The organism is Enterobacter sp. WP_7_1 (genome assembly GCF_003688535.1).
Lineage (GTDB): Bacteria > Pseudomonadota > Gammaproteobacteria > Enterobacterales > Enterobacteriaceae > Enterobacter > Enterobacter asburiae.
The window spans coordinates 281,246-307,753 of record NZ_REFK01000004.1; the positions used below are offsets into that span (position 1 = coordinate 281,246).

The following is a 26,508-nucleotide window of genomic DNA, read 5'->3' on the forward strand; positions in this document are numbered from 1 at the left end:
CTAATAAACATAGTGAAGCAGGCTCACCAGGTGGATCTGCATCCCGGAGAAGAAGCGCGCAAACGGCCCCTCGCTGTTGTAGAGCTGCACGGTGGCGCGCGCGCCGGTCGGCAGATGCTTCGGCAATTCTTCGTCCAGCGCGACGTGAATGCGCATGCGTTGGGCATCGCGCACCCAGCGGTTGGAGGTTTCCGGCTCGGAGAGTTGACCGTTCACGGCCTCCTGACCCGCCAGTATCCCCGCGTCGCTGCTGGTCACGTGGGCGCGGAAAACGTGCCCCGGGAAGGCGTCGAACACCACGGCGGCGTCGGTGCCCTGATGGGTGTGGCGCAGGCTCTTCTCGCGGAAATCGGCGACGATATCGGTCTGGTTGTTCACCAGCGCCAGCGCGGCTGAACCCGAGGAAGCGTAAAAGCCCGGGCTTAACTGCAGGTTACTGACCGTGCCGTCCGCCTGGGCATAGACCTTCGTCCAGCCGAGGTTAAGTTCCGCCTCATCCAGCGCGTTACGGTATTTTTGCAGCGTCACGTTGCGATGCTCGTCCCGCTCGCCGCGCTGAATGCGCAGGTTATGGATATTGGCCTGAATGGAGCTGACGGACTGCTCGCTGCTCTGCCAGGTGGTGCGAACCTTATCCAGATCCGCCTGCGAGACGTTCTGCAGGGTGCTCAGCTTCTGGTAGCGATCGAAGGTCACTTTATCGTTACGCGCGGTCAGCACGGCGGTTTTCAGGCTGGCCTGCGCGGCGGCGATCTGCGCATCCAGCTGTTCGTTGGACAGGCGTGCCTGCTCAAGCGCGATTTGCGCCGCTTCCACTTTATTGCGAAACGGCGTGTCGTCGAGCTCAAACAGCAGATCGCCTTTTTTCACCTGGCTGTTGTTGTGGACATGTACCGCCGCCACGTAGCCGGAGACGCGCGGAGAAACCGGCGTCACCACGCGCATCACGGTGGAGTCCGGCGTCAGCGGGATCCAGATATCCGCGACGATAAAGTAGACAAACATCAGCAGGAAAGAGGCAATACTCACCCTTACCCAGCGGGCAAACTTTTGTTCAGGGGTCATTATTTTTCGGTCTTGTTATCTTCTTCGCGGATAGTCCGCAAATTGCAGGCGAATTGATTCAGGGTGGCGCTGAAAATGTCGATATGTTCCGGCGCGATGTTTTGCGATACGCGCGCCTGATAGGTCTCAATCACCTGAGTGAGCCTTTTTAATATGGCTTTTCCCTCAGGCGTCAGCGTCAGAAGCCGGATGCGCTTGTCATAAGGCGATACAGAGCGCAGCAGGTAACCCTGCTTTTCCAGCTGTGTCAGGGTGCGCATCAGCGGCGGCAGTTCAATGCCCTGCACCTCCGCCAGCTCACTCACGGAGACGTTATCCCCGAGCTGATGAAGCTGCATCATCACCGTCCAGCTCGACTGGGTTAACCCGGTATCGAGAATGGCGTCGTCGATTACCGCACGCCACTGGCGCACGATCATCGCCATCCGCATGCCCATCGGCCTGCGGCTAAACAGTTCTTCTTCGCTCATGGGGAAACCTCTCGTCACACGCGGCCACGATAATAGTTATCAGGGTAAGTATCAAGAAACGAGAGGCGAAAGAGCAGGAATTGCGAAACGACGTCTCTCTTTCCCCGTGGGAGAGGGTTAGGATGAGGGCACCAGCCCGCAGCGAAGTTTAGCGGCTAAAAAGTCTCTTAACAGCAGCCCTACCCGACGCCGTCACCACCACCTCCCTGTATCCCGCCACCCGCTGGATCCACCCTTTGCTTTCCAGATGAATCAGCAGCGCCGCGCCCGCCTCACCGCCCAGATGAAACCGCCGCTCGCTCCAGTCCAGACAGGCGCAGCAGGCTTTGCGGCGCGGGTGAGCGCTTAACGAAACGCCGAGCTTCAGAAACTGCTCGCGGCCATACGGCGTGAGCGCTGAACCGTCAGCCTCCAGCCAGCCTTCCGCCTGCATAAAATCATAGATTTGCACCGCAACCGTTCCGGCAAGATGGTCGTAGCAGGTTCGGGCCTCGCGCATGGCCTTCGGTGCGGTCGTTTCCGGCGGGGTAATGCGGCTCCAGGAGAGCCCCATCATCTGCTCCACCAGTTCCGCCACGTCGTGCCCTGCCAGACGATAATAGCGGTGCCGCCCCTGCGACAGACAGGCGATCAGTTGCCCTTCCACCAGCCGGGCGAGATGCCCGCTGGCGGTCGACGGCGCAACATCTGCCGCCGCGCTCAGCTCGGTGGCGGTCCACGCCCGCCCGTCCATCAGCGCGCACAGCATCTTTACGCGCGACGGATCGGCCATTGCGGCAGCCACCGCGGCAATGGCCTGTTCCAGCGCCGCGCTGTTATCAGGAGGTAGGCTCGTTTTTAACATATGTCGCCCAGGGTTCGGTGATCTCTGCGGCCAGCTTATCATCATCCGTCAGCAGAATTAGGTGATTCGCATGGTCGCTGTACTGGGTAAGGATAGACACGCCGCGTGCCGCCAGCGCCGCCGCGATTTCACCCAGCTCGCCGGGGCGTTCCTGCCTGAGTTTCCGGATCACCGGCTTACGCACCGCCTGCACGGTAAACCCGGCGTCGAGCAGCACGCGTCGCGCTTTTTCCCCGTCTTCCACCAGAAAATGGGCATCGGTACCAAATACGCCGCCGCCCTCCAGCCCCACGCCGTTGCGCGCCAGCTCGCCGGGCCTGTCGCTAAAAATCACATGAACGTCATACATCAGCGTGCCCTCCGGTTTCGGAACTGTACTCCCGCACCAGCTGCGCCACCCGAATGCGGTAGTACGCGAAAATCGACTCCCGCCCTTCGGCCTGCGCGGCCTGATGGAAGACGTTCTGCTTCCAGCGGCGGACGGCCTCTTCATCCCGCCACCAGGAAAGGGAAAGGATTTTGCCGTCGGTCGTCAGGCTCTGGAACCGTTCGATATCAATAAAGCCGTCGATGTCCGCCAGCAAAGGTTTGAGTTCGGCAGCGAGCTGCAGGTAGCGCGCCTGATGGGCGGGCGCGGCTTTGGCTTCGAAAATGACTGCAATCATGATGGTCTCTCCGTAGTGATGTTGGGGAGAGAATGCAGGATGGAAAAGCGCAATGCTTCGGCAAAGAGCGAAGTATTGTGCCGGATGGCGCTGCGCTTATCCGGCCTACGGTGTCAGGTTGGTCCGGCAAGCGCAGCGCCACCGGGCAGGTTTTAACCCAGAATCGACCTCGGCTCCATAAATGCCCTAATCCCCCACTCGCCCATCTCGCGCCCCACGCCGGAATGCTTAAACCCGCCGAACGGCGCTTTCGGCTCATGGGCAAGGGTGTTCACCAGCACGCGACCGGAAACAATCTGCTGCGCCACGCGTCGCGCGCGGTTCGCATCGCCTCCCAGCACCATCGCGCTCAGTCCGTATTCTGTGTCATTGGCAATGGCGACAGCCTCCGCCTCGTCACGATAGGGGATCGCGCACAGCACCGGGCCGAAAATCTCGTCACGGGCGACCGTCATCTGGTTGTTCACGTCGGCAAACAGCGTCGGGCGCACAAACCAGCCGTCTCGCGTGCCGTCCGGTCTCCCTTCACCACCCGCCAGCAGGCGCGCTCCCTCTTCGATTCCTTTACGGATATAGCCCTGCACCCGCTGCCACTGCTTTTCGCTGACCATCGGGCCGACGTCCGTCGCGTTATCGCGCGGATCGCCCGATTTCACCGCCGCCACGGCCTGCGCCAGCGCGGTTTCGATCTCCGCCTTGCGCGCCTGCGGCACCAGAATGCGCGTTCCGGCCACGCATGCCTGCCCGCTGTTCATAAATCCGGCCTGAATCACCAGCGGGATCGCCTGCGCCAGATCCACATCATCCAGCAGGATCGTCGGCGATTTGCCGCCTAACTCCAGGGTCACGCGCTTAAAGCTCTCCGCCGCGTTGCGCAGGATCGCCTTGCCGGTATTCGTCGAGCCGGTAAACGAGATTTTTGCCACGTCGGGATGGCGGCTGATGGTTTCACCGACGGTTTCGCCGCGCCCGGTGACGATGTTAAACACCCCCGGCGGCAGCGCGGCATCGCGCAGCGCTTCGGTGACAATCCGGGTTTGCAGGGCGCTCATTTCGCTCGGCTTGATGACTGCCGTACAGCCCGCAGCCAGCGCGGCCGCCAGCTTGCCGCAGATAAACCCCGCGTCGCTGTTCCACGGCGTGATAAGCCCGGCCACCCCAAGCGGCGTCATCTGCACCGTCGCTGCGCCTGCGGGGATGACAAATTCAAACGCCTCCAGCGCCTCAATGGCCTGAGCAATCACCTCCGCCGGATAGCTGGCCATCCACGCCGAGCGCGAGGCGGGCGCGCCGTACTCTTCAATAACCGCTTCCAGCAGATCGTCGTGGCGAGCGGCCACGGCGGCGTGCATGCGTTTTAGCGCCGCGATGCGTTCCTGCTTTGTGGTCTGCGACCACGCCGGAAACGCCGCTTTCGCCGCCGCAACGGCGCGCTCTGCGTCAACCTCATCCGCCAGACGAACCTGGCCGATGACCTTCGCCGTCGCCGGGTTGTACAAATCAAACCACTCGGTGCCGTGCGGGGTAAAAAATTCGCCGTTAATAAAGATCTGTTCGATGGTGTGCATATAAACCTCCTCAGGCTGTGTGAGCACAGTCTGGCACGGCTTCTCCATTGCGATAATCCACGCTATGCTGCAAGGGTTGTTTCGATTTTCAGGATAATCTATGCATCGTTCAGGTCTGACAGAGCTGGAAGTGGTAATGGCCGTCGTACGGCGCGGCAGCTTTCGCGCCGCGGCGCAGGAGCTGGGCATGTCCGCCACGGCGGTTAGCAACGCCATCGCCGGGCTGGAGAGCCGCCTTGATACCCGCCTCTTTAACCGCACCACCCGCAGCGTGGCGCTCACCGACGCCGGACAGCGCTACGTGGCGCGTATCGGCCCGGCCCTGCAGGAGATCCGTCTCGCCAGCGAGGAGATCCACAGCGACACCGGGGAACCCGCCGGCACGCTGCGTCTGAACGTGCCGAACCATATCGGCGCCCTGTTTCTGGACCAGCTGCTGATCGACTTTATGATCCGCTACCCGAAGATGCGCGTAGACACCATCAGCGAAGCGCGAATGATCGACATCGTCGCGGAAGGCTATGACGCGGGGATCCGCCTTGAAGAGTCCGTGCCGCAGGACATGATCGCCGTGCCGCTGACCGGAGAGATCCGCCAGCTGGTCACCGCCACGCCGGACTATTTTGCACGCCACGGCATTCCGCAGACGCCGGACGATCTGCTTTCGCATCAGGGGATCGGCATGCGTATGGCCCACGGCGGGATCTACCGCTGGGAGCTGGCGCGTCGGGGGGAAACGTACGCCCTTGCCGTGCCGCCGCGCTTTGCGACGTCCGATCTTTTTGCCTCGATCCGCGCCGTAAAAGCGGGATTAGGGGTGGGATTTTTGCCGGAACTGTATATCCGGGAAGAGCTTGAGCGGGGAGAACTGGTGAGCGTATTAAACGACTGGGCGCAGCCCTTTGCCGGACTGCGCCTGTACTACCCCGGCCATCGCCACGTCCCGCCAGGCCTGCGGGCGCTGGTGGCAACGATCCGCGAGCGCGGGATTATTCCAGGTTAGCCTTGTTCAGCCCGTAAGCCGCGTCCAGCGATCCCGGTGCCATGCGGGAGGTGATCCCCAGACGGTTCCAGGCGTTGATCGCCACGATGGCGAAGTTCAGCTCTGAAATCTCGACGTCCGAGAAGTGCTCCGCCACGCTGCGATACAGCGCGTCGCTCACCCCGTGAACGCCAATCTGGGTCAGCGCTTCGGTGAATGCCAGCGCGGCTTTCTCGCGGGCGCTGAACAGCGGGGACTCGCGCCAGGCCGCCAGATGGTACAGGCGCAGCTCGCGCTCGCCGGCAATTTTGGCCTCTTTCGAGTGCATATCCAGACAGAAGGTGCAGCCGTTCAGCTGCGACACGCGAATGTCGATCAGGTGCTTCAGCGCCGGGTCGATGGAGGTTTTTGCCACCTCCATGCTCAGGGCAGACAGCGCGTTGGCGAGGGCAGGTGTAACTTTATGGTGGTTAACGCGAGTGCTCATTGTCTTTCCTCTTTTTTTTGTGCGGCATGTGCTATGCAATGCAGCAAATCTACGCCGTTCATGACATAGTAAAAAGATACAAAAAGCGTGAAACGAGGTAGGACATGAAGCCGGGCTATCACGAGATTTACTCCCGCTATCGCGACAACATCACGCGCGGCGTGCTGAAGCCGGGCGATAAGGTCCCGGCTATCCGCGTGCTGGCGGAAGAGCTGAAGGTGGCGCGTAAAACCGTCGAAACGGCGTACGCCATTCTGACGGGTGAAGGGTATCTGGTGAGCCAGGGCGCGCGCGGCACGCGGGTCAACCCGGATCTGCTGTTGCCGGATAAGAGTGCCCCTGCGGAACAGCCTACCGGTGCGCTTCCGGCATCGCTCATCAGCCAGCGCGAGCGGGCGGGGTTTCTGCGCCCCGGCATCCCGGCCCTCGACAGCTTTCCGTATAAAAAATGGCTGCTGCTGGCAGGCCAGGCGACGCGCGCCATGCGTCAGGAGGAGATGCTCAACCCACCGGTGCTGGGCTGGTACCCGCTGCGCCAGGCCATCGCCAGCTATCTCAATATTTCGCGCGGGCTGTCCTGCACCGCTGAACAGGTACTGATCACCAGCGGCTACAGCGGCAGCCTGCGGCTGATCCTCGACACCCTTGCCAGCCGCAGCGACAAGGTGGTGTTCGAGGATCCGGGCTACTTTATGGGCCAGCAGCTGCTCAAGCGGATCGTGCCGCGCCTGCACACGGTGCCGGTCGATCGCAGCGGCATCGATACGAACTACCTGCTCCGTCACCACCGCGACGCCCGTTTTGCCATCGTCACCCCGTCGCACCAGAGTCCGCTGGCGGTCACGCTATCGCTGCCGCGCAAGCAGCAGCTGCTCGACTGGGCCAGCCAGAACGAGGCGTGGATTATCGAAGACGATTACGACGGGGAGTTTCACTACACCCGCAAGGTGCTGCCGTCGCTGAAAAGCCTCGACCAGCACGACCGGGTAATTTTTATGGGCACATTCAGTAAAACCATCATGCCGTCGCTGCGCATGGGCTACGTGGTGATGCCCGCCAGCACCGTCGGGGCCTTTACCGACTGCGCGGACATTACCACCAGCGGCCAGCCGGTGCTGACGCAAAAGATCCTCACCGCGTTTCTCAACGAAGGGCATTTTTTCCGTCACCTGAAAAAGATGCGCGCGCTGTATCAGACCCGCCGCGACTGGATGATTGCCGCCCTGCGCGAGGTGTATGGCGATCTGTTTTTCACCGAGCAAAATGACGGCGGGATGCATATCGTGGCGTTTCTGACCAGAGGAAGCGGTGACCGGGAAGTGGCGCGCTGCTGGCAGGAACAGCAGCTGCAGGTGAATGCGCTTTCGGAGTGGTATCGCGGCTCGGGCAAACGCTACGGGCTGGTGATGGGCTATAACAACGTGCGATCATATGAAGAGGCGGTGGCGTTGCTGGAGAGGCCGAAGCGGCAGACGCTTGAAATATTATTCTGAAATCAAATATCTGCCCAATTAGCATCGATTTAAAATATCGATATAATCTGATGGCTTTTTTACATTTCTAAGGAAAAGAAAATGAAATCAATTTTGGGATTTGATTATTTATTAACACCACGCGTGCTGGTCTTATTTTACTGGATCGCCATGCTGCTTATTTTTGCAGGCGGTGTGTATACCATGTTCAGCGACCATCTCATCACCGGCTTTATCGGTACGGTATGCAGCCTGGTCGGATGCCGAGTGATGTTCGAACTGATTATGGTTGCGTTCAAGAACAACGAATATTTGCGCCGCATCGCTGAAAACACGTCGATAAAATCTGCCGAATAATCCGCTTGTTATATGCCGGGTGGCGGCTACGCCTTACCCGGCCTACGGGATCGAGCAAGCCCGGTAAGCGAAGCGCCACCGGGCAATCCTATGCTCACACATCATACCGCGACAGCCCAACGTCCTTGAGCTGCTCGTCGCTCATCTGGCTCAGGATGCGGCGGGTACGGTTGATGCGATACCAGTTGCAGATCGTTTTGCCGATCCAGACAAACACGACGAACGGACGTTTTGAACGGTTCTCATAGAATTCCATGATGCTCTCCTCACTGTACCAGTGGGGTTATCATCCTGGAAATCGGCCTGTGCAATACAGACTCAAAAACACCTTTTGTTTAACATACAGATCCGCTAAAACAGTATCTGCATGCCAATTTTTACGGCAATCTGTACTGGTTTTACAATCTGTATGGTGAAAACAAAGGATACAGCATGACGCGCTATCAACATCTCGCCAACCTTCTGGCAGAACGCATTGAACAAGGGCTGTATCGCAGCGGCGAACGTCTGCCGTCGGTACGCACGCTGAGCCAGGAGCACGGCGTGAGTATCAGCACCATACAGCAGGCCTATCAGATCCTCGAAAACCTCCAGCTGATCACCCCTCAGCCGCGCTCCGGCTATTTTGTCTCGCAGCGCAAGGCCCAGCCGCCGGTTCCGGCCATGACGCGCCCGGTGCAGCGCCCCGTGGACGTCACCCAGTGGGATGAGGTGATGATGCTGCTGGACGCCCGCGCCGACAAAGAGATGATCTCCTTTGGCGGCGGCTCGCCGGATATTAACCAGCCGAGCCTGAAGCCCCTGTGGCGCGAGATGAGCCGCATTGCGCAGCATAATCCGGGTGAAATGCTGAGCTATGACGTGCTCGACGGCCGCCTGGAGCTGCGCGAGCAGATCGCCCGCCTGATGCTGGACGGCGGCTCGACCGTGGCAGCGAACGAGATTGTCATCACCAACGGCTGCCACGGCGCGCTGTCGATCGCCCTGCTCTCGGTGTGCAAGCCGGGGGACATCGTGGCGGTGGAGTCACCGTCGTTTCACGGCACCATGCAGATGCTGCGCGGGTTTGACATCAAGGCGATTGAAATTCCTACCGATCCCGAGACCGGGATCAGCATAGAGGCGTTAGAGCTGGCGCTGGAGCAGTGGCCGATCAAGGCGGTGATCCTGGTGCCCAACTGCAATAACCCGCTCGGGTTTATCATGCCGGAAGCGCGGAAAAAGCAGGTGTTAGCCCTGGCCCAGCGGCACGATATCGTGATCGTGGAGGATGACATTTACGGGGAGCTGGCGGCGGAGTACCCGCGCCCGCGCACCATCCACTCGATGGATATCGACGGCCGCGTGATCCTCTGCAGTTCGTTTACCAAAACCGTGGCGCCGGGCCTGCGCGTCGGCTGGATTGTGCCTGGGCGCTATTACGACCGGGTGATGCACATGAAATACGCCGCGGGCGGGTTTAACGTGCCGGGCACGCAGATGGCGGTGGCGGCGTTTATTCGCGACGGGCATTACCATCGCCACGTGCGCCGTATGCGTCAGATTTATCAGCAGAATATGGAAACCTACACCTGCTGGGTGCGGCAGTATTTTCCGGCAGAGATTTGCGTCACGCGCCCGCAGGGAAGCTTCCTGCTGTGGATTGAGCTGCCGGAGAAGGTCGATATGGTGTGCGTCAGCAAGCAGCTGTGTCGGCTGAAAATCCAGGCCGCGGCCGGGTCGCTGTTTTCCGCCTCCGGGAAGTACCGCAACTGTCTGCGGATCAACGTGGCGCTGCCGCCGACGGAGAAGAATCGTGAAGCGTTGAAGAAGATGGGTGAGGCGATTGTGATTGCGATGGAGGAGGGCTAGCGCGGCCTGATGCCCTCACCCCGGCCCTCTCCCACAGGGAGAGGGAGAAAACCGTGCCGCACTACTCGTCGAAGTACCAGTACCCCTGGTTAATCAGCCCGGTGAGCTCTTCAACAAACGCCGGGTTATTCAGCGCATCGCCCAGCTCGGCCTGGCCGAGTTCGGTGTAGCGGCACAGCGCATCCGCCGCCTTCGCGTCTACCGTCTCCAGCTGTTCGCTGTTGATAAAGAAGCTGCCGTTAACGTTCAGCACGCGCAGGCCGCTCAGGCGAGACAGCGTTTCGCCGCCCTGCAGCGCGTCCAGCACCTCTTCCGGCGCGTACGGCGGCTCGGCGGTGGCGATATCCAGCTCGTGGCGTGGCGTCGAGACAAAGCTGCCGAACCATTTTGTGAAATCATCCGGCTTGCTAATCATGTCGAACATCATCTGACGAATGCGATCCAGCTCGTACTGCTCCACGCGGCCCGGGTGTTCGCGACAGGTCAGATCCGGATCGCTGTAGTGCTCGCCGCCCAGATCGTTTTCCAGCGCGTAATCGGCGAAGCTGCTGATCAGATCGCGACCGTTCGGCCCGCGGAAGCCGACGGAGTAGTTGAGCGCCGTCTCATGGGTAAAGCCGTCGTGCGGGAATCCAGGCGGGATGTAGAGGATATCGCCCGGGGCCAGATCTTCGTCGATGATCGGCTCAAACGGATCCACATGCAGCAGCGCCGGATGCGGGCAGAACTGACGCATTGGCAGCTTGTCACCCACGCGCCAGCGGCGGCTGCCCATCCCCTGAATAATAAACACGTCGTACTGATCGATATGCGGACCCACGCCGCCGCCCGGCACGGAGAAGGAGATCATCAGGTCATCCAGACGCCAGTCCGGCAGGACGCGGAACGGACGCACCAGCTCTGCGGCGGGCATATGCCAGTGGTTCACCGCCTGCGCCAGCAGCGACCAGCCGGTTTCGCCCAGATCGTCAAAGTGCTCAAACGGACCATTGCTGGCCTGCCACTTACCGTTGAAATGGCTCACCAGGCGGCTATCGACTTCCGGCTCCATCGCCAGGCCTGCCAGCTCGTCCGGGGTAATCGGATCGACAAAATTCGGGAAGGCATTTTTCAGCACTACGGGTTGTTTTTGCCAGTATTTTTCGAGAAATTCCGGCCAGTTCAGGTTCAGTTGATACGCCATGGGTAGCACCAGTGAGAGGGGAAACAGGCGCGATTATAGGCAAGAAGGCAGAGGGGGAACTTGTCATGGGTCAAACGAGGGCGTGTAGGTCGGGTATCACCCGACTCAAACACGCCGCGAAAACTTAATCCAGCTTCAGCTCGTCATAATGGGTAATCAGCTTGCCCACGATGCCGTAGTCCAGCGCTTCTGCCGGAGACATCCAGAAGTTGCGGTCGGTGTCTTTTTTAACTTTTTCCAGCGGCTGGCCGGTGGCGTCGGCGATCAGCTTGTTCACGCGATCCAGCATGCGGATGATCTCGCGCGCTTCGATCTCAATATCCGTTGCCTGACCGCGCACGCCGCCCAGCGGCTGGTGGATCATAAAGCGGGTATTTGGCAGCGAGTAGCGGTGCTCTTTCTTCGCCGCCAGGAAGATGGTGATCCCGGCGCTCGCCACCCAGCCGGTGCCGATGACGTGCACTTCCGGGCGGATGAACTTGATGAAGTCGTGGATGGTATCGCCCGCTTCCACGTGGCCGCCCTGGCTGTTGATGTACAGCTTGATCGGATCGTTGCTGACGCTTTGCAGCAGGATCATCTGGGTAATGACCTTCTGCGCCAGCTCCTGGTTGATCTCACCAGAGATCACAATCGAACGGGACTCCAGCAGTTTTTGCTGCAGAGCGCCCGCGCCGTTTGACCCTTCCGCCTTTTCCTTGTCGCTTTCTTTCAGTGTGTAGTGCATTGTTATTTCCTCAGCTTGTAGCGCTCAAAACCAGAGTGTAGCCTGTTTTACCGATCAAAGTCCTCACAGACAAATAACGAGGGAGCATATGAATATTGCACATGTCGCACTCTGGACCCGCAGCCTGAACGCGCAGGTTGAGTTCTGGGAAACGGTGTTTAATGGCCGCAGTAACGAACGCTACGTCAGTAAAAATCGTCCCGGTTTTGAATCACACTTTATTACGCTGGATGACGGGCCGACCATCGAGCTGATGACGCTGCCGGACCTGCCAGACGCCCCTGCGCACCCGGAGTTTATCGGCTGGGCGCATATCGCCATCAACGTCGGCAGCAGGGCGCAGGTCGACAGCATGGCCGAGCGGGCGCAGGCAAACGGCACGCTGCTCAGCGCCCCGCGCATGACCGGGGACGGCTTCTATGAAGCGGTAATCGCGGATCCGGACGGCAACCGCATCGAGCTTGTGGGTGCATAAAATCAGCGTTTCGTTGCTTAACCGCCCCGGCCACGTATCGCTATACTTCATCTTCATACGGTTATCATATTGTTAAATGATAATGATAGTTAATGTGTTAAGATGAAAGTCAGCATAAACAGTCCCTTACGTAACGGTCGGGATTGTTTGCATCCTCGACATGTCAATCAGCACCGGGGCGGTGAATGGAACACATTGTGTATGTGGTAGATGACGATGACGCAGTCAGGCAGTCCGTGATCGGGCTGCTGGATTCGGCAGACCTGAACGCCGTCGGCTTTTCATCGGCAGAAGCGTTTCTTCAACACCGCTTTGAGGATTTGCCGTCGTGCGTGGTCCTCGATATGCAAATGCCCGCCATCTCGGGCTTTGAGGTGGCTGACGCCCTCAAGGACAGCGGGCGCGAGATCCCGATTATTTTTCTTACCGGCCACGGCACTATCCCGATGTCGGTGCGCGCCATTAAAGGCGGCGCGTACGAATTTCTCACCAAGCCCGTCGAATCCACCGCGCTTATTGACGCCATCGAGTCCGCGCTTCAGCTGGCGGAACATAACGCCGTGCGCAATAAAGAACACTACGCCCTGAAGCAGCGCCACATGTCCCTCACCCCGCGCGAGCACGAGGTGCTGACGCTGGCGATAAGCGGCATGCTGAACAAGCAGATTGCCGCCGAGCTGGGCGTCAGCGAGATCACGGTTAAGGTACACCGTCGCCGCGTGATGGAGAAAATGCAGGTGCGCTCCGTGGCGGAGCTGGTCAGGGCCGTTGAGCGCCTGACCAATAGCCAGCCTGCGGAGTAACCTTTACCCTTCCTGCGCCGCCAGCGGCAGCGCAAACGCGAACACCGTGCCGTACGGCTCCCGGCGGCGCGCGCTCAGCTTCCCGCAGTGGCGCTCGATGATGCTGGCGCTGATGGTCAGCCCCATCCCCATCCCCTGCGCCTTGGTGGAGTAGAACGAGTCAAAAATCTGCTCCAGCCGCTCGGGCTCAATGCCGCTCCCGGTATCGGCGATCTCGACGATCACCTTCCCGTCCGCGTTGGCGGTGCTGAGGGTAATGGTGCTGGCGCGATCCTTCACCTCGGCCATTGCCTCTACCGCATTCATCACCAGGTTCAACAGCACCTGCTGGATCTGCACGCTATCGCCGGTGATAAAGCTGTCCTGCGCCTTTAAAAGATAATCAACGCTAATGTGTCTCTGCTCCAGCTCGCTGCGCGAGAGCGTGATGATATGGTGGATTAGGTAGTGCATGTCGATGCGCGAGAAGGTGGGATCCTGCTTGCGCGTCAGGGACTGAATGCTGCGAATGATCTCCCCCGCCCGCGCGCCTTCCGCGGCGATCTCCTCCAGCCCTTCGCGCACTTTATCCAGCCGGGCGGGCTCGCGGTTGAGCCAGCGGAGGCTCGCCCCGGCGTTCGAGACGATCGACATCAGCGGCTGGTTGATCTCGTGGGCGATGGAGGAGGTCAGCTGCCCGACGGTGGTGGCCCGGGACACCCGCGCCAGATCCGCCTGCGCGACCCGCATGGCATCCTCCGCGGCGCGCTGGCTGGTGATATCGGTGATGATGCCGTAATACTCGTTCACCTCGCTGCCCACCCCCACCGGATCGCCAATCCCGAGGATGTAGCGGGTTGAGCCGTCGGTACGCTTAACGCGGAACTCCGCGCGCATGGAGAGCCCGTCGCGCACGCTCTCGGTGACGATGGCGCTGATGCGGGCGTAATCGTCCTCATGAACGAAGGTCAAAAACTCCGCCATGGAGATCATCTTTTGCCGCTCGGGCAGGCCGAGAATGCGGGCGTACTCTTCCGAGACAAACATCAGATCCTGCTCCAGCTCCCAGCGCCAGCTGCCGGTGTGGCTGATCTGCTCGCCGAGCATCAGCGAGGTCTGGCTGGATCGCAGCTCTTTCTCCACCCGTCGGCGCTGGATGTTCTCCGCCAGCAGCTCGGCGTACAGCCGCGCCGTCTCCAGGGATACCGCAGCCTGCGCGCCCAGCAGGCTCACCACGCGCGAGTGCTCGGCGGTGAAGACCTCCGGCATCAGGCGGTTTTCCAGGTACAGCACGCCCACCAGCCGCGCCTGTTTGAACATCGGGACGCACATAACCGCCGCCCCCGAGGTCACCAGATAGGGATCCTGACTGAAGGGATGGAACTCCTCCGGCCTGCCGGTGCGGATCTCCTGCCCGGTGCGGATCACCGCCGCCAGCACCGACAGCGGCAGGTCGGTCGCCGTCGGCACGTCTTTCAGGATCCGCACCCGCACGCCCTCGGTGCTGGTCCAGGCGCTGGCCTCGATCTCCGGGATGAGGCTCTCGCTTACGCGCAGCAGCAGGCCGCGCTGCGCCCCGGCGCGTTCGAGCAGGATGGTCATCAGGTTTTCGATTAAGCGCTCAAGGTTAATCTCTTCCGACAGCGCGCGGGAGGCTTTGATGACGCTTTGCAGATCGCGGATGGTCTCGTTCTGGGCGAACGCCACCGTGTCGTAGGCGCTGGCCTGCCCAGAGGCCAGCAGGTGCGGGAAATCCTGCTCCAGCTTGCGCACCTTGGCCTGCGCGCCCGCGCGGCCCCAGGCGGCAATCGAGCCGCGGAAGTGCGCGTCCGAGGCGGTCGGGTAGCCGCAGGCCAGCGCAAAGCGCCCCGCCAGCTCGTGGGCCAGGGCGTTGATCGGGTTAAAGCCGCCCTCGCGGGAGAGCCGCACCGCCTTCTCATACTGCTCGAGCGCAATGCTGTTCATCCCGTCCAGACGCACGATTTCGGCGTAGATCAGCGCCTCTTTATCCGCGAACGTACCGGGATTAACTCGCGCCCAGAGGGCGATTTTGTCGTAGTGGGTATGAATGCTGCGGCGGTGATTCGCCGAGAAGGTCTCCGGCGTCAGCTGACGTGACAGCGCCAGGGCGCTGTAGAGATGGTAATCCAGCAGATGGATGTGGCCCGGCGCAGACCACGCGTACCAGCCCGCCATCTCGAAATCCGCCTGCGCGTCGGCATATTCGCCGCAGGTAAAGTGCGCCATGCCGCGATACAGCCAGTACCAGAACAGCATGGTGGAGTTCTTCTCCGGCGCCTGCTCCGGCGACGCGGGAAGCAGCGCCTCCGGCAGCACCTGCGACGCGGTCCAGGTGCCGATGACCGGCGTGCGCAGAAACTCAACGTAGCCGCGCTGGACCATCAAAATGGTTTCCACGTCCTGGAAGTGGGTTTTACGCACGAACGCCAGGCCGCGATCGATGCTGGTCAGCACCCCGTCCAGGTGATCGCCCCGCGAGAGGAAGTTAATCACCTGGTGACAGGCCGCAAAGCAGGCCATCGTCATATCCCCGTGGGTCACCGCCGAGGTGAAGCAGGCCTTCGCGCACTCGATGGTAAACGATAAAGGCTGGGTCCAGACGCTGAGCTGGTCGAGCGGCAGAAGGGTTTTGGCTTCAAAGGCGTCGTAGCCGTGGCGATTGACCAGCTCGCGGGCCAGGGTGCCGTACTGAAACCCGAGACGGTACTCGGCGTAGCGGTGGCCAATCAGCACGCCAAACCAGGCCATCGCCGTGGTGGACGCGCCGGCAATGCCGTGGTCGAGGGTCAGGTGCATCATGCGGCAAAGCAGCAAAAAGTGCAGGCGCGGGCAGATGAAGCTGGCGCAGATGCTAGCGCTGTAGAGCAGGTTCATCACCGCTTCGGTTTCCGGGTTATCCATCCGCGAAAGCTGAGCATAGCGGCTTTGCGGCGCGTCGGCCGTGCGGTTGCAAAACAGCGCCCAGGCCTCGTCGCAGTCGGCATCTTCCGGATAGCGGCTAATCTGGATCCCGAAAATCCCCAGCCAGCAGAGCGCCGCCTCCAGCGCCAGACGGCTGTCCGACTGGCGAATGTACACTTCCACCAGCAGGTTGGCCGCCAGCGCCTTTTCGGTCAGCCCGCCGGGGCAGCCGAGAATGGCGTCGCACAGCTCGCGGGTGCGCTCCAGATGCCCCAGCGCAAACTCGCAGCCCGCCTCTTCGATGTCGAGCATAAAGTCCGACACCGTCCCGGCGTTGCCCAGCGCTCTGGCGGTCTGGATATAGCCGAGCGCCGAAAGGTAATCTCCCGAACGCTTCGCGCGTCGCGCGGCCAGCAGGCTCAGCTCGCGGAACATCTGCCGCTGCGGCGCGGGCTGGATGCTGTCCAGCGCGGCCGTGACGTGGTGAACGGCGCGGAACAGCAGCTCGTTCCCCGCCGCCTGACGCGCGGCGTCGGCCAGCAGGCTGGCGGTGGTCAGGTGAATATGGCTTTTCTCATGCCGATCCAGCAGCGCAAAGGCCGCCTCCTGCACCCGGTCGTGGGTGAAGGCGTACTTTTTTTCCGTCAGCACGATGAGCTGGGCCATCACCGCCGGGTGCAGCGCATAGCGCATTTCCGCCATCGACATGCTAACCACGCGGCAAATCATCTCCATCTCGCCCGTGCCGCCGAGGCAGGCGATGCTGCCCAGCAGGCGGCGCGTCTCGTCGGGCAGCTCTTCAAGCTGCTCCAGCACCAGAGTGACGACGTTTTCGGTGTAATGCCTGGCGCGGATCGCCTGCAGATCGTAGTGCCACTTGTCCTGATATTTGTTGTGCACCACCAGGCCGTCGTCGACGATGCGGCGGAAAAACTCGTGCACAAAGAGCGGGTTGCCGCCCGTCTTCTCGTGGATCAGCGTGGCGAGATCGGTCGTCGCCGCGCTGCGGGTGCGAAATACCGTCGCCAGCCAGCGCGCCACCGCCTTAACCGAGAGCGCCTGTGGGACAATCTCGCTCGCGTTTTGCGCCGCTTCCGGCAGGCACGCCAGCAGCGCCTGCAGGGCGGCGTCGGGCACGGCGCTGATATCCCGGTGGGCCGCGACCACCAGCAGCGGAACGGCGCCGCAGTTCATCAGCAGATATTTGAGCGTGTGCAGGCTGGCGGCGTCGCTCCACTGGAGATCGTCGAGCACCAGCACCAGCGGGCAGCCCTGCGAGGCAAAGGTTTTTACCAGCGCCAGCACCATATGGCTGAAGCGCGCCCGGGCATCAATGGAAAACGTATCCGCCGAGAAGCGCGGCTTGCTCTCAAGCAGCAGGCCCAGCTCGGGCACCAGGCTGACGGCCAGCGCCTCGTGCCCCTCCAGGGCGCGGGAGAGGAGGATTTTCCACTTCGCCACGTCCTCTGCGGGCAGTCCCAGCAGGTGCAGCGTCAGGGTGCGGAACGCGGAGCTTAATACGCCGTAGGGCAGCGACGGTGAAAACTGATCGACTTTGCCCACCGCCAGCAGCACCGTACGCTGCTGCAGCGTTTTGAGCGCAGTCGCGATAATTGAGGATTTGCCGATCCCCGACGGCCCGCCGATCGTCACCAGCTCCGGCACCAGGTTCTGCCCCACCCGCTCAAACGCGGCAATGACGTCGTTCGCCTGCGGATGCGTCGCGAACAGGGAGTCCGCCAGATGGATCGCCGGGGTGCGGTCCTGCTGGCCGGGGGTAAAGGCGACGATCTCGCCCTCGCAGGTCAGCGTCGCCTGGCAGCGGCGGAGGTCGGCAATCAGCCCGTCGACCGTCTGGTAGCGGTTATCGGGATGCTTTTCCAGCAGCTTCAGGATGATGGTCGACAGCATTCCCGGCACGTCCGGGCGGATCGCGTCCGGGGCCAGCGGTGCCGAGGCAATATGGTAGTGCGCCCAGTTGTCCCGATCGTTCTCCCCCAGCTCAAACGGCAGGCGTCCGGTCAGGAGCTCATACAGCACCATGCCGAGGCTGTAGAGATCGCTGCGGCCGTCGACGGGGCGCTGGGTGCGGGTGGTGTGCTCCGGCGACATATACGCGGGCGTACCGCCTGAAACGGCAAGCCGGGTCTGGGTGATGGCATCGGAGAGACTGCTGGAAAGGCCAAAGCTGCCCAGACGGCAGGTGGCATCGTGATGAACAAAAATAGTGCCGGGCTTGATATCGCCGTGGATCAGGTTTTGCAGGTGCATCTGGCGCAGGGGAACGCAGATCTGGATCGCCATCTCGAGAAAGCGCGTGATGCCCGAGATCGCCCTGCCCGCGCGCCGCGCCAGCAGCTCAAACGAAAACGGGGCGTACACCAGCGCGAAGCGCCCCCGGTACTGGGTGGAGGCAACGGCGCGGATGGCCCAGCTGTCCTGCAGCACGTCGCGCAGCGCAAACTCGTTTTTGAGCAGCCGGGTGGCCCGCTCTTCCTCTTCGTCGCTCACCGCGGTGGCGATAATGAACGAGCCGCCGGAGTGAGGATGTCGCGCGTGCATCCAGGCGATACCGCCCTCCTGCGCCAGCACGGTAAAAATCACATCCTCTTTAAGGACAAAAACCCGCCCCTGGTGAAGATTCCCCTGGGCGGGCCAGAATGCAGGCTGCTCGTGTTCGTTCATCCGCGATCCTTATTGTCGGCGGGCCAGCTCCCGCTGAATATGATCCAGCAGAATATCGATGTTAATGGGCTTACGCAAAAATGCAGCGGCGCCCAGATTAAGAGCGTACCGCTGCATATTTTCATCAGCATGACCGGAGATAAAGATCACGGGCGGAGGCGGTACGGCCAGCAGCCGCAGCTTGTCAAACAGCTCCAGGCCGCTCATGCCCCGCAGCTTGATATCGGCGATCACCAGCGCCGCGCCGGACAGGGCGAGCGGATGGCTCAGAAATACCTCTGCCGAATCAAACGTATCGGCGGCATAGCCTTCCGACTCCAGGAGATTACTCAGCCCGCTGCGGACGGAACGTTCGTCATCAATGATGGCAATGCGCCACGGCAGCGTCATGCTGTCTTTCCTCTGGTAAATCATTAAACGTCGCGATCGTCCTTCGCGGGCGCAGGAGGCGCCGTGCCGCTGATTTTCGGTACGCATTCGTGACGAAACCAGGCGAGGGTAAGCGGTTCGCGACTCAGTAAACGCCGTCCCACCGGGATGAGCTGTTCGCCCACCAGCATGCCAAACAGGCCAAGCAGGGCGACAACCGGCGGCGCCGGGGAATGGACGTCGAGCAGAGCGTAAATTACCCCAGCAACCACGCCGCACACCAGCGAAATTATCCATGCTTTCATGACGACGCTCCCGTCTGCGATTTGGCCTGCGGAACGGTCGCCTGAGGAGGGGGCGCGGCGTCGCGGGATAACAGATGGCGCGTCGCCTGTTCACCCGCCAGCATCCCCAGCAGGCCAATCAGCGCCAGCGCGGGCGGCGCGGGGGAGCGCACCTTCAGCACGGCATACATCAGGCCAATCAACACGCCTGCGGCAAGGGATATCAGCCCAGTACTCATTGTGAACTCCAGAGAAAGAGGCAGCGGCGAGCCGGATGAGGGACCAGCCCGCCAGCGGAACTTAGCGAGCCGGGACCGGCGCTAAGGTGCGGTGCTCGCTCTTCTGGCGAGACGGCGCTTTGTGCACCATGGTGTAGGCGTAATCGACGCCCATGCCGTACGCGCCGGAGTGCTCGCGCACGATATCCATTACCGCGGTGTAGGTCTCTTTACGCGCCCAGTCGCGCTGCCACTCCAGCATCACCTGCTGCCAGGTCACCGGGATCACGCCCGCCTGGATCATGCGCTGCATCGCGTAGTCGTGGGCTTCTTTGGAGGTGCCGCCGGACGCGTCCGCCACCATATAAATTTCGTAGTCGCCTTCCAGCATCGCGCACAGGGCAAAGCTGTTGTTGCACACTTCGGTCCACAGGCCGGCAACCACCACCTTCTTCTTGCCGTTGGCCTTCAGCGCGTCGCGCACCTTCTGGTCGTCCCAGGAGTTCATGGAGGTACGCTCCAGAATGTCCTGGCCCGGGAACACGTCCAGCAGCTCCGGATAGGTGTTACCGGAGAAGCTTTCGGTCTCAACGGTGGTGATGATGGTCGGGATGTTGAACACCTTAGCCGCTTTCGCCAGCGCCACGGTGTTGTTTTTCAGCACCTGACGGTCAATAGACTGCACGCCAAACGCCATCTGAGGCTGGTGATCGATAAAGATGATCTGACAGTTCGCAGGGGTTAACACTTCGAGCTTTGAAGAGGTCATAGCATTTTCCAGTGGTTAAGGGTGAAATCGCCGCGAGCGCCGCGACGATAAAGTCACCCTCATCCTGCGGTTTTCCGTCCCTGCGCGTAATTATCTCTTCGTATAGTTAACCTTAGGTATAGTTATACTTTGGTATACCTATCCTATTGTATAACTGGATCTTTGCCGAAACCGGTTCCCATAATCCTGACCATTCCCCTCTCAGTCAGGAGCAGTTTATGGTTACCCTCGGTAAAGCCGATCTCATTCTGGTTAACGGCCAGTTTCACACCGTCGATCGCGAGAACCCCGTCGCGGAAGCCGTTGCCGTGCGCGACGGAAAATTTCTGGAAGTGGGCACCGTCGCGGAGGTGATGCAGCACCACTGCGAAGGCACCAAAGTGGTCGACTTAAAAGGCCATACCGCCATCCCCGGCCTGAACGACTCGCACCTGCACCTGATCCGCGGCGGGCTGAACTACAACCTCGAGCTGCGCTGGGAAGGCGTGCCGTCGCTGGCCGACGCCCTGCGGATGCTGAAAGAGCAGGCCCTGCGCACGCCGTCGCCCCAGTGGGTGCGCGTGGTGGGCGGCTGGACCGAGTTCCAGTTTGCCGAGCGCCGCATGCCAACCCTGGACGAAATCAACGACGCCGCGCCGGACACCCCGGTCTTCATCCTGCACCTGTACGACCGCGCCCTGCTCAACCGCGCCGCGCTGAAGGTAGTCGGCTACACCAAAGACACGCCAAACCCGCCGGGCGGGGAGATCCAGCGCGACGCCAACGGCAACCCAACCGGGATGCTGATTGCCCGTCCGAACGCCATGATCCTCTACGCCACGCTGGCCAAAGGGCCGAAGCTGCCGCTGGAGCAGCAGGTCAACTCCACCCGCCAGTTCATGCGCGAGCTGAACCGTCTGGGGCTGACCAGCGCCATCGACGCGGGCGGCGGCTTCCAGAACTACCCGGAGGATTACGAGGTGATTGCCGAGCTGCACGAGAAAAAGCAGATGACCATCCGCATCGCCTACAACCTGTTTACCCAGCGTCCGGGCCACGAGCTGGAAGACTTTGAAAAATGGACCGACATGCTCACGCCGGGCCAGGGCAGCGACTTCTTCCGCCACAACGGCGCGGGCGAGATGCTGGTCTTCTCCGCCGCCGATTTTGAAGATTTCCTCGAGCCGCGCCCGGACCTCGCGCCGGGCATGGAGGACGAGCTGGAGCGCGTGGTGCGCCATCTGGTGGAGCACCGCTGGCCGTTCCGCCTGCACGCCACCTACAACGAATCCATCAGCCGCATGCTGGACGTCTTCGAGAAGGTGAACCGCGACATTCCGTTCAACGGCCTGCACTGGTTCTTCGACCATGCGGAAACCGTCACCCAGGCCAACATCGACCGTATCAAAGCACTGGGCGGCGGCATTGCCGTGCAGCACCGCATGGCCTTCCAGGGGGAATACTTTGCCGAGCGCTACGGCATCGAAGCTACCCGCCACACGCCGCCGGTGGCGAAAATGCTCGAGACCGGCGTGCCGGTGGGCTTAGGGACGGACGCCACCCGCGTGGCGAGCTACAACCCGTGGACCGCGCTCTACTGGCTGGTCTCCGGCCGCACCGTCGGCGGGATGCAGATGTACGATCACAGCGCCCGTCTGGACCGCGATACCGCCCTGATGCTCTGGACCCAGGGCAGCGCGTGGTTCTCCAGCGAGCAGAACCAGAAGGGGCAAATTAAGGTCGGCCAGCTCGCCGATCTGGCGGTGCTGAGCAAAGACTACTTCCGCGTGCCGGAAGAGGAGATCAAGGGCATCGAGTCCGTCCTGACGGTGGTCAACGGCGACATCGTCTACGCCGCAGGCAGCTTTGGCCCGCTCGCGCCGCCGGCCATTCCGGTTCTTCCCGAGTGGTCCCCGGTGGTGAAGGTACCGGGCCACTACCGCAGCGCGCCGCCGCAGGCCGCCCGCGTCGGGATGAGCGCCATCCATCACTGCAGCGGCCCGTGCGGGGTTCACAGCCACCAGCATGATTTCGCCCGCACGTCAGAGATGCCGGTGTCCGACGATAACGCTTTCTGGGGGGCGCTGGGCTGCAGCTGCTTTGCATTCTGATGAAAAACACCTTTGCTCCGCCCCGGGTCGACCTGGGGCTGTTCTTCCTGCGCCTGACCGGCAGCCTGCTGCTGCTGTACGTGCACGGCCTGCCGAAGGTGCTGCACTTCAGCGAAGAGCTGACGCGCATTGAAGATCCGTTCGGCTTCGGGCCTTACGCCAGCCTGATCCCGGCGATTGTCGCCGAGGTGGTTTGCCCGCTGTTTATCATTGCGGGCGTGTACACCCGCCTGGCGTGTCTGCCGATTATCGCCGTGCTGCTGGTGGCGATGCTGGCGGTCCACCCGAACTGGTCGATTGCCGAAGGGCAGTTTGGCTGGCTGCTGCTGATTATCTTCACCACCCTCGCCCTCACCGGGCCGGGCCAGTGGCGGCTGCAGCGTAAGACAGCGGAGAGGTTCGCATGACCCAGGTTAACGACGTTCGCGACGCACACGTCGAGACGACGCCCGCATCGACGGTTTCTCCCTGGCAGCCGCTGAGCCAGCCGGTGTTCCGCATGCTGTGGATCGCCACGGTGGTCTCTAACGTCGGCTCATGGATGAGCGACGTCGGCATCAACTGGAGCATGCTGACCCTGAGCGCCGACCCGCTGGATATCGCGCTGGTACAGGCGGCCAGTAGCCTGCCGATGTTCCTCTTCGCCCTGCCGTCCGGGGTGATGGCGGACATCGTCGACCGACGTAAATACCTGCTCTTCTCCCAGCTGTGGGTGTTCATCGCCGCCGCCGGGCTGACGGTGCTCTCCTTCACCGGACACGTCACCCCCGCCGTTCTGCTGGTGGCGACGTTTCTGCTGAGCGTGGGCGCGGCGATGAGCTCGCCGCCGTTCCAGGCCGTGGTGCCCGATCTGGTGAGCAAGCCGGAGCTGGGCGCCGCCGTGGCGCTGAACTCGCTCGGAGTGAACATCAGCCGGGCGATTGGCCCGGCGCTGGGCGGTTTCCTGCTGTCGCTCGCCGGGCCGTGGATGGTGTTTGCCCTCAACGCGCTCTCCGTAGTCGGCGTGGCGTGGGTGCTGTGGCGCTGGCGTCCGGCGCCGTCCATACAGCGTCTGCCGCCGGAGCACTTCTTCTCGGCGGTGCGATCCGGGATTCGCTACGTACACGCCGCGCCGGTGCTGCGCAACGTGCTGGTGCGCACCGTGGCCTTCTTCGTTTTCGGCAGCGCGGGCTGGGCGCTGCTGCCGCTGGTGGCGCGCCGCGAGCTGGGCTTAGGCCCGGCTGGCTACGGCGTAATGCTGGCGTGCATTGGCCTGGGGGCGATTGCCGGGGCCATCCTGCTGCCGCGCCTGCGCCAGCGGCTGGACGCCGACCGCCTGATGGTGGCCGCCAGCCTGACCTTTGCTCTCACCATGCTGGCGCTGGCGTTCGTGCGCCACGTCTGGCTGCTCAACCTGTTTGAGTTTTTCACCGGCTTCGCGTGGATTGCGGTGCTCTCTACGCTGAACCTCGGCGCGCAGCGCAGCGCCGCCCGCTGGGTGAAGGCCCGCGCGCTGGCGGTCTACCTGACGGTGTTCTTCGGCTCGATGACCGCGGGCAGCGCCATCTGGGGGCAGATCGCTTCCCGCTTCGGCACCCCGACCTCGCTGGTTGTCGCCACGCTGGGAATGGTGCTGGCGAGCGCGACGGTGTTCCGCTGGAAGCTGGGCAAAGATCCGGATCTGAATCTCGACCTCAGCGGCCAGCCGCTGGACGGCGTGGAGATCGACTTGCCCAACGAGCGCGGCCCGGTGCTGGTGTCGCACGAGTACATCATCGACCCGAACAACACAAAGGCCTTCCTCGAGGCGGTCCACGAGCTGCGCCGGGTGCGCCGCCGCGCCGGGGCGATGAGCTGGGCGGTGTACGAGGATATCGAACGTCCCGGCCTGTTTATCGAGACCTTCCTGATGGGCTCGTGGATTGAGCATCTGCGCCAACAAGAGCGCCACACCATGAATGACCTTCTGCTGCAGAGCCGCGTTCTGGCTTTTCATCAGGGCACAACATCACCGGCAATTCGCTACCTGGTCGCGCCGGTATAACCATAACCATCACCTGCACAGGAACACACTATGGCAACGTTTAAGGCAAAAGACGGCACGCAGATTTACTACAAGGACGGCGGCGCGGGCAAACCGGTTCTCTTCAGCCACGGCTGGCCGCTGGACGGCGACATGTGGGACAGCCAGCTGAACTATCTGGCCGAGCGCGGCTTCCGCGCCATCGCCTTTGACCGTCGCGGCTTTGGCCGCTCGGATCAGCCGTGGAACGGCTACGACTACGATACCTTTGCGTCCGACATCAACGACCTGATCGTCACCCTGGACCTGCAGGACGTGACGCTGGTGGGCTTCTCCATGGGCGGCGGCGACGTGACCCGTTACATCAACAACTACGGCAGCGCGCGCGTGGCCGGTCTGGCGCTGCTGGGCGCGGTGACGCCAATCTTCGGCAAATCCGACTCCTTCCCGCAGGGCGTGGATCAGAGCGTGTTCGACGGCATTCGCGACGGACTGCGTAAAGATCGCGCCCAGTTCATCAGCGACTTCGCCACCCCGTTCTACGGCATCAACGCCGGGCAGACCGTTTCCGCCGGTGCCCTGACCCAGACGCTGAACATCGCCCTGCTGGCGTCGCTGAAGGGCACCATCGACTGCGTGACCGCGTTCGGCGAAACCGACTTCCGCCCGGATATGGCGAAAATCGACGTGCCGACGCTGGTGATCCACGGCAGCAACGACCAGATCGTGCCGTTTGAAAGCACCGGCAAGCTGGCGGCGGAGATGATTAAAAACGCCACGCTGAAGGTGTACGACAACGCGCCGCACGGCTTCGCGCTGACCCACCAGGACCAGCTCAACGAAGACCTGCTGACGTTTGTGAAGTCGCTGTAAGTTCCCGGGGCTGACGCCAGAAGGCGTCAGCCTGAATATGCACTTCCGGACATACCAAATTTGAGCGTAGAACTCCCTCTCCCTTGTGACTAGTATTCCTTCATTTCAAAGGGAGACTACATAAGATGAATATCCAGTTTCATAAGCGGCTAACTCGAAAGTTTATCATCGCTATTTTAACATCCTCTTCATTTGTCACAGCCTGTACATTTAGCGTTATATGGTTCTATCTTGCGAATATTGACCGGCTTGATATTTTATATGATGCATTGAGCGTGAGTAGTGCAGTAGGAATAATATTTGGGTTTACCCTTGTCTCACTACTTGGCTTCAGCCTTGTCATTTTTATCTCATCTTTCCTTGCTTACTTAATTTACACCGCACATGAGAAAGAGTTTGTTAAATACGAAGGTTTGACACATAGCTTTACCTCAGTCTGTTTTGGTAATAGCGTTGTGATGTGCGTTGTGCTTATCGGAGCGTTCTGCTTACAATTTTTTCTGCATGTAAATGGTTTTATCGTTCTTGCCTTAGCGATAGCAATAATACTGGCCGCATCGTATGGCTTATGCTACAAGCTTATGTTCAACGTTCAGTCATATAAGGATGTTGATGATACGCGTGATGTAAAATATTTGCAGAAAAACGCCGTCAGGAACTGGCTGCCTCTGTTATTGATTGCCCCTGCTTTTACACAAATCTTCCCACTCATTTTTATCGCGGGTCAGCTAGATTTTAACGAAGAAAGTAATACGTTCTTACAGGTTATCATTTTCCTTGCACTCTCGGTCGCGATGATTATTGTGGGTATCTTCCCAGGAATGATCCTGATAAACGAAAAGAAAAATAAAAATTTATTGCAAATAATCATTTATACACTAATCATTATTCCTGTCAGCATGCTTGTCCTGACAATGATTTTCCGCCCCACCCCCAATATGATCATTAACATGACCATGAACCTTTCCGGCATTAGCGACTGGCGCACACATCAATATTACATAGATACTCACACTCACCCGCCAGCGATGTTTGATGGTTTAACATGGAACACACGTTACTATAAAGATATCCCTTCGAGATTCTTTATCACCGGCGTAAACATTTTCTCGCTTGGAAACATTCAGCTTATTTGCCCTACGCAAATCAATCATGCCAGATCGCTGAGCCTGAAAACTACGCCAGACAACTTTGACGAATATGACCTTCGCATAAAACGGTTAAAAAACACCGCTATGAAATGTATCCCGTTTAAGAAGGATGAGATACACCAATGGGATTCGCCTATAGCTGAACCTGTTTATTTTCAGAAAATTAAATCTACCGGTGATAGCCTTTTATTAAAGTTGCTTCATGATATCAAGTAGC

At 60.8% G+C, this 26,508-nt stretch carries 26 protein-coding genes; 11 read left to right on the forward strand and 15 right to left on the reverse strand.

All coding sequences use genetic code 11. The features are described from left to right. The 6 genes from BJ885_RS17625 to BJ885_RS17650 all read right to left on the reverse strand — a co-directional run bounded on the left by BJ885_RS17625 (window position 1) and on the right by BJ885_RS17650 (window position 4,612). Window positions 1-1,068, reverse strand: a complete 1,068-nt coding sequence (locus BJ885_RS17625) for an HlyD family secretion protein (RefSeq protein WP_121932425.1) — start codon at window positions 1,066-1,068, stop codon at window positions 1-3. After that, complete coding sequence (locus tag BJ885_RS17630) at window positions 1,065-1,535, reverse strand: MarR family winged helix-turn-helix transcriptional regulator (protein WP_033144545.1); 471 nt, start codon at window positions 1,533-1,535, stop codon at window positions 1,065-1,067. Before BJ885_RS17630 ends, BJ885_RS17625 begins: the two co-directional genes overlap by 4 nt. A 148-nt stretch (window positions 1,536-1,683) precedes the next feature. Next, on the reverse strand, window positions 1,684-2,379 hold the full coding sequence (locus tag BJ885_RS17635) for a helix-turn-helix transcriptional regulator (protein WP_121932424.1): 696 nt from the start codon (window positions 2,377-2,379) through the stop codon (window positions 1,684-1,686). Further along, on the reverse strand, window positions 2,354-2,728 hold the full coding sequence (locus BJ885_RS17640) for an amino acid-binding protein (RefSeq protein WP_121932423.1): 375 nt from the start codon (window positions 2,726-2,728) through the stop codon (window positions 2,354-2,356). The genes BJ885_RS17635 and BJ885_RS17640 overlap by 26 nt, the downstream gene beginning before the upstream one ends. Continuing rightward, the gene (locus tag BJ885_RS17645; RefSeq protein ID WP_033144543.1) at window positions 2,721-3,044 is read right to left on the reverse strand and encodes an antibiotic biosynthesis monooxygenase; all 324 of its coding nucleotides are present in this window, start codon (window positions 3,042-3,044) and stop codon (window positions 2,721-2,723) included. Before BJ885_RS17645 ends, BJ885_RS17640 begins: the two co-directional genes overlap by 8 nt. A 152-nt stretch (window positions 3,045-3,196) precedes the next feature. Then, window positions 3,197-4,612: an aldehyde dehydrogenase family protein gene (locus BJ885_RS17650; protein ID WP_121932422.1), complete on the reverse strand. Its 1,416-nt coding sequence runs from the start codon at window positions 4,610-4,612 to the stop codon at window positions 3,197-3,199. 100 nt (window positions 4,613-4,712) lie between these two features. Here BJ885_RS17650 and BJ885_RS17655 point away from each other — a divergent pair, with 100 nt between their 5' ends. Beyond that, window positions 4,713-5,615, forward strand: a complete 903-nt coding sequence (locus tag BJ885_RS17655; RefSeq protein ID WP_121932421.1) for a LysR family transcriptional regulator — start codon at window positions 4,713-4,715, stop codon at window positions 5,613-5,615. On the opposite strand, the gene BJ885_RS17660 is transcribed toward BJ885_RS17655, so the two are convergent. Beyond that, window positions 5,602-6,081 carry a carboxymuconolactone decarboxylase family protein gene (locus BJ885_RS17660; protein WP_014882392.1) on the reverse strand — a complete coding sequence of 160 codons (480 nt, stop codon included), beginning with the start codon at window positions 6,079-6,081 and terminating at the stop codon, window positions 5,602-5,604. The genes BJ885_RS17655 and BJ885_RS17660 overlap by 14 nt on opposite strands. 104 nt (window positions 6,082-6,185) lie before the next feature. Here BJ885_RS17660 and BJ885_RS17665 point away from each other — a divergent pair, with 104 nt between their 5' ends. Further along, on the forward strand, window positions 6,186-7,574 hold the full coding sequence (locus BJ885_RS17665; protein ID WP_121932420.1) for a PLP-dependent aminotransferase family protein: 1,389 nt from the start codon (window positions 6,186-6,188) through the stop codon (window positions 7,572-7,574). An 81-nt stretch (window positions 7,575-7,655) separates the two neighbouring features. Next, window positions 7,656-7,910: a DUF4282 domain-containing protein gene (locus BJ885_RS17670; RefSeq protein WP_023334365.1), complete on the forward strand. Its 255-nt coding sequence runs from the start codon at window positions 7,656-7,658 to the stop codon at window positions 7,908-7,910. A gap of 94 nt (window positions 7,911-8,004) precedes the next feature. On the opposite strand, the gene BJ885_RS17675 is transcribed toward BJ885_RS17670, so the two are convergent. Beyond that, window positions 8,005-8,166, reverse strand: coding sequence for a DUF1127 domain-containing protein (locus BJ885_RS17675; RefSeq protein ID WP_023334364.1), 162 nt, complete (start codon window positions 8,164-8,166; stop codon window positions 8,005-8,007). Window positions 8,167-8,342: 176 nt separating this feature from the next. On the opposite strand from BJ885_RS17675, the gene BJ885_RS17680 reads away from it, so the two are divergent. Then, window positions 8,343-9,761, forward strand: coding sequence for a PLP-dependent aminotransferase family protein (locus BJ885_RS17680; protein WP_047646554.1), 1,419 nt, complete (start codon window positions 8,343-8,345; stop codon window positions 9,759-9,761). 61 nt (window positions 9,762-9,822) lie between these two features. Here BJ885_RS17680 and BJ885_RS17685 read toward each other — a convergent pair whose 3' ends face one another. Both BJ885_RS17685 and BJ885_RS17690 read right to left on the reverse strand, forming a co-directional pair. Next, entirely contained in the window at window positions 9,823-10,944 is a 1,122-nt protein-coding gene (locus BJ885_RS17685; protein ID WP_033144538.1) for a cupin domain-containing protein, read from the reverse strand. 124 nt (window positions 10,945-11,068) lie between these two features. Beyond that, on the reverse strand, window positions 11,069-11,671 hold the full coding sequence (locus BJ885_RS17690; protein ID WP_024909504.1) for an ATP-dependent Clp protease proteolytic subunit: 603 nt from the start codon (window positions 11,669-11,671) through the stop codon (window positions 11,069-11,071). 88 nt (window positions 11,672-11,759) lie between these two features. On the opposite strand from BJ885_RS17690, the gene BJ885_RS17695 reads away from it, so the two are divergent. Together BJ885_RS17695 and BJ885_RS17700 are read left to right on the forward strand one after the other, a co-directional pair. Next, window positions 11,760-12,146 carry a VOC family protein gene (locus BJ885_RS17695; protein ID WP_121932419.1) on the forward strand — a complete coding sequence of 129 codons (387 nt, stop codon included), beginning with the start codon at window positions 11,760-11,762 and terminating at the stop codon, window positions 12,144-12,146. Between the two features lie 185 nt (window positions 12,147-12,331). Further along, window positions 12,332-12,949, forward strand: coding sequence for a response regulator transcription factor (locus BJ885_RS17700; protein WP_121932418.1), 618 nt, complete (start codon window positions 12,332-12,334; stop codon window positions 12,947-12,949). Between the two features lie 3 nt (window positions 12,950-12,952). On the opposite strand, the gene BJ885_RS17705 is transcribed toward BJ885_RS17700, so the two are convergent. The 5 genes from BJ885_RS17705 to BJ885_RS17725 all read right to left on the reverse strand — a co-directional run bounded on the left by BJ885_RS17705 (window position 12,953) and on the right by BJ885_RS17725 (window position 20,175). After that, on the reverse strand, window positions 12,953-18,535 hold the full coding sequence (locus BJ885_RS17705; protein WP_121932417.1) for an ATP-binding protein: 5,583 nt from the start codon (window positions 18,533-18,535) through the stop codon (window positions 12,953-12,955). A 9-nt stretch (window positions 18,536-18,544) separates the two neighbouring features. Then, on the reverse strand, window positions 18,545-18,925 hold the full coding sequence (locus BJ885_RS17710) for a response regulator transcription factor (protein ID WP_047646549.1): 381 nt from the start codon (window positions 18,923-18,925) through the stop codon (window positions 18,545-18,547). 23 nt (window positions 18,926-18,948) lie between these two features. Next, window positions 18,949-19,209 carry a XapX domain-containing protein gene (locus BJ885_RS17715; RefSeq protein ID WP_010427264.1) on the reverse strand — a complete coding sequence of 87 codons (261 nt, stop codon included), beginning with the start codon at window positions 19,207-19,209 and terminating at the stop codon, window positions 18,949-18,951. Then, window positions 19,206-19,427: a DUF1427 family protein gene (locus BJ885_RS17720; RefSeq protein ID WP_047646548.1), complete on the reverse strand. Its 222-nt coding sequence runs from the start codon at window positions 19,425-19,427 to the stop codon at window positions 19,206-19,208. Before BJ885_RS17720 ends, BJ885_RS17715 begins: the two co-directional genes overlap by 4 nt. Window positions 19,428-19,488: 61 nt before the next feature. Continuing rightward, complete coding sequence (locus BJ885_RS17725) at window positions 19,489-20,175, reverse strand: hydrolase (RefSeq protein WP_008501349.1); 687 nt, start codon at window positions 20,173-20,175, stop codon at window positions 19,489-19,491. A 218-nt stretch (window positions 20,176-20,393) separates the two neighbouring features. On the opposite strand from BJ885_RS17725, the gene BJ885_RS17730 reads away from it, so the two are divergent. The 5 genes from BJ885_RS17730 to BJ885_RS23500 all read left to right on the forward strand — a co-directional run bounded on the left by BJ885_RS17730 (window position 20,394) and on the right by BJ885_RS23500 (window position 26,507). After that, the gene (locus BJ885_RS17730) at window positions 20,394-22,265 is read left to right on the forward strand and encodes an amidohydrolase (protein ID WP_047059057.1); all 1,872 of its coding nucleotides are present in this window, start codon (window positions 20,394-20,396) and stop codon (window positions 22,263-22,265) included. Next, the gene (locus BJ885_RS17735) at window positions 22,265-22,672 is read left to right on the forward strand and encodes a DoxX family protein (RefSeq protein WP_029739322.1); all 408 of its coding nucleotides are present in this window, start codon (window positions 22,265-22,267) and stop codon (window positions 22,670-22,672) included. Before BJ885_RS17730 ends, BJ885_RS17735 begins: the two co-directional genes overlap by 1 nt. Further along, a complete protein-coding gene (locus BJ885_RS17740; RefSeq protein ID WP_121932416.1) occupies window positions 22,669-24,288 on the forward strand; it encodes an MFS transporter in 1,620 nt (539 codons plus the stop codon). The genes BJ885_RS17735 and BJ885_RS17740 overlap by 4 nt, the downstream gene beginning before the upstream one ends. Before the next feature lie 30 nt (window positions 24,289-24,318). Continuing rightward, the gene (locus BJ885_RS17745) at window positions 24,319-25,140 is read left to right on the forward strand and encodes an alpha/beta fold hydrolase (protein ID WP_121932415.1); all 822 of its coding nucleotides are present in this window, start codon (window positions 24,319-24,321) and stop codon (window positions 25,138-25,140) included. 125 nt (window positions 25,141-25,265) lie between these two features. Next, window positions 25,266-26,507, forward strand: a complete 1,242-nt coding sequence (locus BJ885_RS23500) for a hypothetical protein (protein WP_047646544.1) — start codon at window positions 25,266-25,268, stop codon at window positions 26,505-26,507. Window position 26,508: the final 1 nt, after the last annotated feature.